This is a genomic window from Pseudogemmobacter faecipullorum (assembly GCF_020539525.1).
Classification (GTDB): Bacteria; Pseudomonadota; Alphaproteobacteria; order Rhodobacterales; family Rhodobacteraceae; genus Pseudogemmobacter; species Pseudogemmobacter faecipullorum.
The window spans coordinates 86106-95078 of the sequence record NZ_JACDXX010000016.1 but is presented as its reverse complement, the minus strand read 5'-3'; the positions used below and the strand labels follow the sequence as shown (position 1 = coordinate 95078).

8 protein-coding genes are annotated in these 8973 nt (G+C 63.4%); 2 read left to right on the top strand and 6 right to left on the bottom strand.

What is annotated here, in order from left to right; all coding sequences use genetic code 11:
• Positions 1-244: 244 nt before the first annotated feature.
• The 3 genes from msrQ to clpB all read right to left on the bottom strand — a co-directional run bounded on the left by msrQ (position 245) and on the right by clpB (position 4645).
• Positions 245-931: a protein-methionine-sulfoxide reductase heme-binding subunit MsrQ gene (gene msrQ / locus H0485_RS15970; protein ID WP_226936947.1), complete on the bottom strand. Its 687-nt coding sequence runs from the start codon at positions 929-931 to the stop codon at positions 245-247.
• Positions 928-1809, bottom strand: coding sequence for a protein-methionine-sulfoxide reductase catalytic subunit MsrP (gene msrP, locus H0485_RS15965; protein WP_226936946.1), 882 nt, complete (start codon positions 1807-1809; stop codon positions 928-930). Before msrP ends, msrQ begins: the two co-directional genes overlap by 4 nt.
• A 220-nt stretch (positions 1810-2029) precedes the next feature.
• The gene (gene clpB / locus H0485_RS15960; RefSeq protein ID WP_226936945.1) at positions 2030-4645 is read right to left on the bottom strand and encodes an ATP-dependent chaperone ClpB; all 2616 of its coding nucleotides are present in this window, start codon (positions 4643-4645) and stop codon (positions 2030-2032) included.
• A gap of 282 nt (positions 4646-4927) precedes the next feature.
• On the opposite strand from clpB, the gene H0485_RS15955 reads away from it, so the two are divergent.
• On the top strand, positions 4928-5401 hold the full coding sequence (locus tag H0485_RS15955) for a hypothetical protein (RefSeq protein WP_226936944.1): 474 nt from the start codon (positions 4928-4930) through the stop codon (positions 5399-5401).
• A 12-nt stretch (positions 5402-5413) separates the two neighbouring features.
• On the opposite strand, the gene H0485_RS15950 is transcribed toward H0485_RS15955, so the two are convergent.
• On the bottom strand, positions 5414-6262 hold the full coding sequence (locus tag H0485_RS15950; RefSeq protein WP_226936943.1) for a TolB family protein: 849 nt from the start codon (positions 6260-6262) through the stop codon (positions 5414-5416).
• Positions 6259-7032 carry a hypothetical protein gene (locus H0485_RS15945; protein ID WP_226936942.1) on the bottom strand — a complete coding sequence of 258 codons (774 nt, stop codon included), beginning with the start codon at positions 7030-7032 and terminating at the stop codon, positions 6259-6261. Before H0485_RS15945 ends, H0485_RS15950 begins: the two co-directional genes overlap by 4 nt.
• Positions 7033-7251: 219 nt before the next feature.
• Between H0485_RS15945 and pyrF the strand changes: the two genes are divergently transcribed.
• A complete protein-coding gene (gene pyrF, locus H0485_RS15940; protein ID WP_226936941.1) occupies positions 7252-7944 on the top strand; it encodes an orotidine-5'-phosphate decarboxylase in 693 nt (230 codons plus the stop codon).
• Between the two features lie 55 nt (positions 7945-7999).
• On the opposite strand, the gene H0485_RS15935 is transcribed toward pyrF, so the two are convergent.
• Entirely contained in the window at positions 8000-8665 is a 666-nt protein-coding gene (locus tag H0485_RS15935; protein ID WP_226936940.1) for a TetR/AcrR family transcriptional regulator, read from the bottom strand.
• Positions 8666-8973: the final 308 nt, after the last annotated feature.

Sequence of the window (8973 nt, the reverse complement as noted above, 5' to 3'; positions counted from 1 at the left end):
CCGCAACCTTGTCAGAATGTCGTTCCGGCAGCTTCCGCCGCCTCCCTCAACCTCCCGCCGCCGTCTCCGTCTGCGTTCCGTTTCGGTGAGCCGGTATCTAGGACCCAATCACAGAACCTGCAAGCACTTATTTCACTGTTCGTGACAAAAAACTGCGCCGCCCCGCATCAGGCCCAATGAAATAAGGGCTTTTGCGGGTTACATTTTTTCACCTCCCGGCCTGGTCCGGGGCCGATCCCCGGGTTCAGGGCAGTTTTGCCTGGCCGTGCGGAGAATCGGTGGCAGGTTTTCCCGCCCGGGGCGAGTCGCACCGCAGTTTTTTGCGGCGCAGCCCGGCGCTGATCAGCCGGGAGACCAACAGCGCCAGGAAAAGCGTCAGCCAGATCCAGCCCTCGCGGCTGATGATTTTCATCTGCCAGAGGTAATGCAGCACGGCCAGGCCCGCGGCAGGCCAGATCAGCAGATGCAGCTGTTTCCAGCGCGGCCCGAGCCGGCGGATCGCGGCCCGACCCGAGGTCGCCGCCAGCGGCAGCAACAGCAGAAATGCGGTTATGCCAAAGAACAGATAGGGGCGCTTCCACAGATCCTTCAGCGCCTGGGACCAGTAGAGCCCCATTTCCAGCCAGATCCAGGCGGTCAGATGCAAGACTATATAAAGGAAGGCGAGCAGACCGATGGCGCGGCGATGACGCAGCGCATTTATTCCGGTGAGCAGACGCAAAGGCGGGATGACCAGGCAGGCGATCAGCAACCAGAGCCCGGTCTTGCCAAGGAAATGTTCAATGCCGCGCACCGGATCGACGCCGGGCCCGCCCTGCAGCACCTGCCAGATCAGCCAGGCCAGCGGGATCAGGCCGAGACACCAGACCCCGGCCTCGGGCAGGCGGCGCAGCAGCGCATTGAGGCGATCAGCCAGGGAGAGCGGGGTCAATAATTCACCCGCAGATCCATGCCGCTATAGAGCGAGGCCACCTGATCGGCATAGCCATTGAAGGGCAAAGTCGGCTCACGCCCGGCAAAAAGCCCGCCGCCGATCCGCCGCTCGGAAGCCTGGCTCCAGCGCGGGTGATCCACCTCCGGGTTCACATTGGCATAAAAGCCATATTCCGAGGGCTGCAGCTCCTGCCAGGTGGTGCGGGGCTGTTCGGCGGTGAGGCTGATTTTCACAATACTCTTGATCGATTTGAACCCATATTTCCACGGCACGACCAGCCGGACCGGCGCGCCGTTCTGCTTTGGCATCGGCTCGCCATAAAGCCCGGTTGCCAGCAGGGTCAGCGGATGCATCGCCTCATCAAGGCGCAGCCCCTCAACATAGGGCCAGTCAATACCACCCTGGCGCTGGCCTGGCATTTCCTCGGGGCGATACAAGGTCTGGAAGGCAACGTATTTCGCCGAAGGCTGCACGCCGATGCGGCTGAGCAGCCCCGACAGCGCAAAGCCCTGCCAGGGAATGACCATCGACCAGGCCTCAACGCAGCGGAAGCGGTAGATATGCTCATCCAGCGGCTGGCCTCTGATCAGATCCGCGAGGTCATATTGCCCCGGACGCTCGACCAGGCCCGCGATCTCAACCGACCAGGGATCAATGGTCATAGCCCCGGCATTGCTGGCCGGATCCTCTTTGCCCCAGCCGAATTCGTAGAAATTATTGTAATTGGTGATTTCCTCAAAGCTGTTCGGCTGCAGATCCGCAGCCCTGGCAAGGCGCGGCAGGGCAAGGCCGGCCCCCGCTCCGGCGATCAGCTTGCGGCGACTGAGCCAGAGGCCCCGGGGCGTGACATCAGACCAGCTCAGTTTACGGCTCATCTCTCGCGCATCCTTCTGGCAGAGGCGGGGCTCTGCGCAGTCTGAGCCTGCCCCTGTCCGATTGCCAGACACAGTTCAGAGAGGGCCGGCTTTCCAGGGCCCGCGCGGCAGAAAACAACTCTGGCTCTCATCTGTCCTGAAATATCCCCGCCGGAGGCATCTGCCCTCAGCAAAAGGGCGGAGGGTTTCCCCTCCGCCCCTCTCTTTTCTCAGTGCAGCCTTAATGCAGCGGCTCTTCGCTCGGGCGGGACCGGCGCGAGGCGATCACCCTGTCGCCAAGCTGCAGCCCCTCCGGCCCTGCAGTAACCGTCACGGCCGCGCCGTCGAGGATTTCACCGCCGAGCAGCATTTCGGCCAGCGGATCCTGCAGCTGGCGCTGGATCACCCGTTTCAGCGGCCGGGCGCCAAAGACCGGATCATAGCCCTCTTCAGCCAGCCAGGCCTTTGCCGCCGCATCCAGCGTCAGCGCGATCTTGCGGCTCTCAAGCCGCTGCTCCAGGCGGCGCAGCTGAATCTCGACGATACCCGACATATCGCCCCGGCCCAGCCGGTCGAAGATCACCATCTCATCGAGACGGTTCAGGAATTCGGGGCGGAAATGCATCCGCACCGCTTCCATCACCTCGGCTTTCGCCGGGGCCGGATCAGCGCCTTCCGGCAGTTCCGACAAAGCCCGGGCCCCGAGGTTCGAGGTCAGGATGATCAGCGTCTGCTTAAAGTCCACCACCCGGCCCTGACCATCGGTCAGACGGCCATCATCGAGCACCTGCAAGAGCACGTTGAACACATCGGGATGGGCTTTCTCCACCTCGTCAAACAGCACCACCTGATAGGGCCGGCGCCGCACGGCTTCGGTCAGAACCCCGCCCTCATCATAGCCAACATAGCCCGGAGGGGCACCGATCAGCCGCGAGACCGCATGTTTCTCCATGAATTCCGACATATCGATGCGCACCATCGCATTGTCATCATCAAAGAGATATTCGGCCAAAGCCTTGGTCAGCTCGGTCTTGCCGACCCCGGTCGGCCCAAGGAAGAGGAACGAGCCGAGCGGCTTATTCTCATCCGAGAGGCCGGCGCGCGAGCGGCGCACCGCGCGGCTGACCGCTTCCACCGCCTGATGCTGACCGATCACCCGGCGACCGAGCTCTTCTTCCATCTTCAGCAGTTTCTCGCGCTCCCCCTCCAGCATTTTGGTGGTGGGAATGCCGGTCCAGCGCTCGACCACTTCGGCGATCTGCTCGGGCCGCACCGATTCCGCGACCAAAGCCTCACCTTCGCGGCCCTCGGCCTCGCCCAGCTGTTTTTCCAGCTCGGGGATAGTGCCATATTGCAGCTCACCGGCCTTGGCGAAATTGCTTTCGCGTTTGGCATGATCCAGCTCGGCCCGGGCGCGGTCGAGCTGTTCTTTCAGATCGCGGGCCTTGTTCAGGCTGTCGCGTTCGGTCTGCCATTTCGCGGTCAGCTCAGCCGAACGATCCTTCAGGTCGGCAAGCTCTTTTTCCAGCTTCTCGAGCCGGTCTTTTGAAGCCGCATCATCCTCTTTTTTCAGCGCCTCAGCCTCGATGGTCAGCTGCAGGATCTGCCGATCCAGCGCATCGAGTTCCTCGGGCTTGCTGTCGACCTCCATACGCAGCCGCGAGGCGGCCTCATCAACCAGGTCGATGGCCTTATCGGGCAGGAAGCGGTCGGTGATATAGCGCTGCGACAGCTGAGCGGCGGCCACCAGCGCCGAATCCGAGATTTTCACCCCGTGATGCAGCTCATATTTCTCTTTGATGCCGCGCAGGATCGAGATCGTATCCTCGACCGTCGGCTCAGAGACCAGAACCGGCTGGAAGCGACGGGCCAGAGCCGCGTCTTTCTCGATATATTTGCGGTATTCATCCAGCGTGGTCGCGCCGACGCAATGCAGCTCGCCCCGGGCAAGCGCAGGCTTGATCAGATTGGCCGCATCCATCGCCCCATCGGTCTTGCCCGCGCCGACCAGCACATGCAGCTCATCGATGAAGAGAATGATCTCACCGGCGGCATTCTCGATCTCTTTGAGAATGGCTTTCAGCCTTTCCTCAAATTCACCACGATATTTCGCCCCGGCAATCAAAGCGCCCATATCCAGCGCCATCAGCTTTTTATTGCGCAGCGATTCAGGCACATCGCCATCCACGATGCGCAGGGCAAGCCCCTCGGCAATCGCGGTTTTACCCACGCCAGGCTCACCGATCAGCACCGGGTTATTCTTGGTACGGCGCGACAGCACCTGCATGGCGCGGCGTATCTCATCATCGCGGCCAATGATCGGGTCGATCTTACCCTCGGCCGCAGCCTCGGTCAGGTCGCGGGCATATTTCTTCAGGGCCTCCATCGTATCCTCGGAGGAGGCGCTGTCGGCCGTGCGGCCCTTACGGATATCATTGATCGCAGTATTCAGCCCCTGGGCGGTCACAGCCCCGGCAGTCAGCGCGTCTTTCGCGCGGGTATTCACCAGGGCCAGCGCGGTCAGCATGCGCTCAACCGGAACAAAGCTGTCACCGGCTTTCTTTGCCACCTGCTCAGCCTCATCCAGCACCCGCATCAGCTGCGGATCCATATAAGTCTGGCCATCACCGCCCGAGACTTTCGGCAGTTTCCCGATCGCGGCATTCACCGCGGCATTCACCTGCTCGGGCGCGCCACCGGCCCGGCGGATCAGATTGGATGCCAGCCCCTGGTCATCATCCATCAGGGCTTTGAGCAGGTGATCGGGCAGAACGCGCTGATGGCTTTCGCGCATCGCGATGGTCTGAGCGGCCTGAATAAAGCCGCGCGAACGCTCCGTGAACTTCTCAATGTTCATCGGTCTCTCCTTTTCCTGTAAGCGCCAGTCCGGCGGACGCCCTGAAAAGGCACGCCCGCTTTTGGCCTCACAGCTAATCTGGGGCGTGATGCGCCGGGGTTCAAGTTCCGGAGCTGCCCCGGCGGGGCTGGCAGGAAAATAATTTTCGCACCCGCACTGGTCCATTTTCCGCCGATCGCATCCCCCGGTTTCGGCAGCATTCCTCAGCCGCAATCCGCGCGGCGGCAGCGGCCCTTGCTTTCCGGAAGGGGTGGGGGGCAGAAGGGGGAAAAAGGAACGTGTATGTCCGAGCGACTTAAGCCTATTTTGCCTCAGGTGCCCGTTGAGGGTATTGCCATTCACATTGCGAAGGCTGGCCTTTGCATAGGGGATCCGGTGGAGGCACGGCTGATGCCGGATGGGCGCGTTGGAGTCTTCGGCCTGATCCGCCGCCCGATCCTCGGCTTTCTGCCCTCGCGCCGCGTCAGCTATCTTGGCCACCTCGGCCCGGTGGCAGAGCAGATCCTTGCCCCGGCGCTGATGGTGGGGCTGATGCTGCGGCTGCGCGTTGTCCTGCTGACGCCCGAGCATCTGGCCACCTCCGGACCGCCCGAGATTCATGTCTCAATCTGGGCCGATCCCTATAAGCTTGCCCCCTTCGTCACCACCGAAGCGCTGGATCTGCCCGCTTTCGATTCCGATCCGCGGCGCAGTCCGCACCAGCCCGATCCGCGGCGCAGCTCACAACAGCCCGATCCGCTCGGCACCAGTGCCTGAGGCAGCCAGGTCTCACAGCTCGTAGCGGATGAAAGCAAAGGCCCGGCTGTCAGGGGCCCAGCAAGGCACGTTGAGCGAGCCCTGGCCGCCGGTAAAGCGCTGCAGAACCCGCCGGTCCTGGCCCTGCGCATCCGAAAGCATGAGCTCCACCTGCAGATCCGCCGGATGCCCTTCGGTCCCGGGCGGATATGAGATCCAGCACAGCCAGGCCCCGCAGGGCGAGGGATGGGGAAACCAGTTCACCCTATCATCGAGAAACAGCGGCTGCGCCCCCGATCCATTGGCCTCCATGCGCCAGATCTGTGCCCACCCGCTCTGATCCGAGTTCCAGAAGATCTGCCGGCCGTCGGCGCTGAAATCCGGCCCGTCATTATGCCCCATGTCACGGGTCAGCTGCTGCTCGGTCCCGCCCGCCAGATTCCGGCTGAAGATATTCACCTCCCGCCCCTCGCCGCGCACCGCCGGATAGACCATGCGCTGCCCGTCCGGCGAGAGCCCGTGCCACCAGGAGGGGGCAGCGGAGGAGATCTTTTCGGGCACCGCCCCGGCAGAAAGGCCCGCCACAGGCATCGCATAGATCTGCGCGCCCAGCCCCTCATAATGACTGCCGAACAATATCCGCCCGTCCCGGGTGAAGCCGTGGTCATTGTTGCAGCGGGCGGCAATGCCGGTGGAAAGCGGGATCAGCCCGGGATCCTGCAGCGACACCTGCCACAGCAGCCCGCCGCCATTCACCAGCAGCCAGCTGCCGCAAGGCGACCAGTTCGGCGCCTCCAGCCGTTCCAGCCCCGGCCGTGCCCTATGCCGCAGGATCTCGCGCTGCTCCCCCTGCGGGGTGATGATCGCCAGAACCGAAATCACCCGCGGACCTTCGGGTTCAGCAGTTTTGCCGGGCGCAAAGCCTCGGCGGCTTTGAACAGGCTGAAGGTCTGGTTGACGTAATTGACCACCCCGCTGACCTGCTCGAGATAGGTCTCCAGCTCAGGGCTGCGCTCGGCCTCGACCAGCTGCACCGGACGGGCCGGATCATGGCCCTCAAACTGGCAGTAAAACAAAGGCTCGCCCCGGCGCAGCACGATGTCTTTCTTCGGCTCATGCCATTCAAAGGCCCACATCAGCGGGCGCGGCCAGACCGAGATCGGGAAGCGGCCGCCGAAAATCGTGCCCGGAAGCGGATCGGGGCGGTAATGCAGAAAGGGCGAAAGCTCGGTCATATAAACCAGCTCATCGGCGATAAAGCAGTAGGGCAGCGAGAGCTGCAGCGTCGGGCGGTCGGGATAGCGCCACTCGGCCTCATTCACCAGGGTCAGCGCCTCATTCAGCTTATTGGCGCGCACCGGGCTGGCCGCCCCCAGCCGGTTCACCAGCACCGCCCGGCCGTTCTTATCGCGGTCAAAGCCGATCTGCATATCATAGGGGCATTTCACCACGAAATAGCGGCTCTCCAGCTGCACCACGGCCGGGCAGCGCGCTGCAGATTTGGCATGACCCCGGTTTTGCTGGCGAAACAGCACGCGCTCGGGCGGGTCATAGAGCACCGCCTGTTTGTCCGAAGTCCGGAACCAGCCCACCTGCAGCGGCCCCGAACCGGGCCCTTCCCCGGGCCGCTCGACGGTAAGGGTGATTTCCATGGCGTAACCTTCCAGCTGCAAGGGCTTTTGCTGGCAAATTCGCCGCAAAGCCCGCCTTGTGTCAATGAAACCCCGCCCTGGCGCAAAGATGCGACAAACCAGGCCGGGCGGCCCCGGCGACTTGTCAAACCCGGCCGGGCGGGACTACAGGGGGAAAAATCAGCCCGCGCCGGGCTGTCCTGGCCCCGGCGCCGCGCCCGGCACAGATGGAGTAAAGCGATGGATGACCGCCTGATCGTGGCAATGGATGTGCCCAATGTGATCGAGGGCCTCGCGCTCGCCGATAAACTCGGTGACTCGGTCAGCTTCTACAAAGTCGGGCTCGGCATGCTGACCGGCGGCGGCCTCGGCCTCGCCATGGAGCTGAAGAATGAGCGCAACAAGCGCGTCTTTCTTGACCTCAAACTGTTCGACATCGGCCAGACCATCGAGAATGCGGTGCGCGGCCTGGCCGGGCTGGGCCTTGATTTCCTGACCGTGCATGGCGATCCCCAGGTGGTGCGCGCCGCCGCCGAGGGCAAGGCCGGGACCGATCTGAAGATCCTCGCCGTAACCGTGCTGACCTCGCTCGACCGCGCCGATCTCGATGCCAATATGTGGGTGCCGGGCGATATTCATGACATCACCGTTGAGCGTGCCGCCAGGGCCATGGCGGCGGGCGCAGATGGCGTGATTGCCAGCCCCCAGGAGGCCGCCCGGATCCGCGCTTTGTCCGAGGCCAAGGGCAAGCTGATCGTCACCCCCGGCGTGCGTCCCTCCGGTGCCGCGCTCGGCGATCAGAAGCGTATCGCCACGCCGGAACAGGCGATCCTCGACGGCTCGGACCATATCGTTGTTGGTCGCCCGATCTGGGCCAGTGCCAGCCCGCGGGATGCGGCAGAGGCAATCATCAGCCAGCTGCCAAAGCGCTGATCGCCACCAGATCCTGACACAGGGGGGGAGAGGCCAGCCTCTCCCCCTTTTGCGGTCAGATCAGCCCCGCAGCGCTGAAATGGCGCGGGAAGAAGGCCGCCACGCAGCTCATCAGCGTGGCCTTTGCCTCCTCCGGCCCATAGGGTTGCTGCATCGTCATCATATCCAGCCAGACCCCTTCGGTGGTCACCCGCAGCACCCGGGCGGTGCGCACCGGGTCGAGGCTATAGCCATGCTCGCGGTTCATCCGGGCGCAAAGCATTTCCAGATGCAGATTATAGGCCGCATCCCGCTCGCCGCAGTTTTCCTGATAGAGCGGCCGGCCCGAGGCCTCGCCCCAGAAAGCGCACCAGGCTGATAGGCGCGTGGGGGTGCAGAGCGCGGGCAGGAAATCGGCAGCCAGCATCGCATAGAGCTGCTCGGCCGCACCCGGTCCGGCCGCCTCGGTCTCGCTGGTCCAGTTCTGATGATATTCCTCGGACAGATAGAGCAGCGTCTCGATCAGCAAATTCTCTTTGGTCTGGAAGTGAAAATTCACCAGCCCATGCGACAGCCCGGCCATCCGCGCCACTTCTGACATCGTGGTCCGCGAATAGCCTGATTTCGCGATCACCTCGATCGTCGCCTCGATCAGCTGCTGGCGCCGGGCATCGCGCGGCATTTTGCGCGGCAGAGCGGCCTCAGCCGGGCCTAAGGGCGAATTCTTTTCCAGCGCTGCCATAACACACCTCCGTCACTCCGGCTTTCATAGCGAAAAAACCCGGTCAGAACAGCCCTGTCAAATTCTGATTGACAGGTCAGTCAGAATAATGGGAGCCTGTTTTTAAGGCAACAGAAACAGGTTCACGCCATGCTGACCGCCCCGGACCGCCCCCTGCCCCCTGCAACCCCCCGGTCAGGCCAGGCCCGGAAACGGCCTCCAGGGCAGCCGTCGTCCGTCTTCAGCGGTCAGGCTCAGGCGCAGCCCCCTTTCACCGCTCTCGCAGGGTCTGGCTGCAGCCCCCCGACACCCGCCAGGTGCAGCAGCAG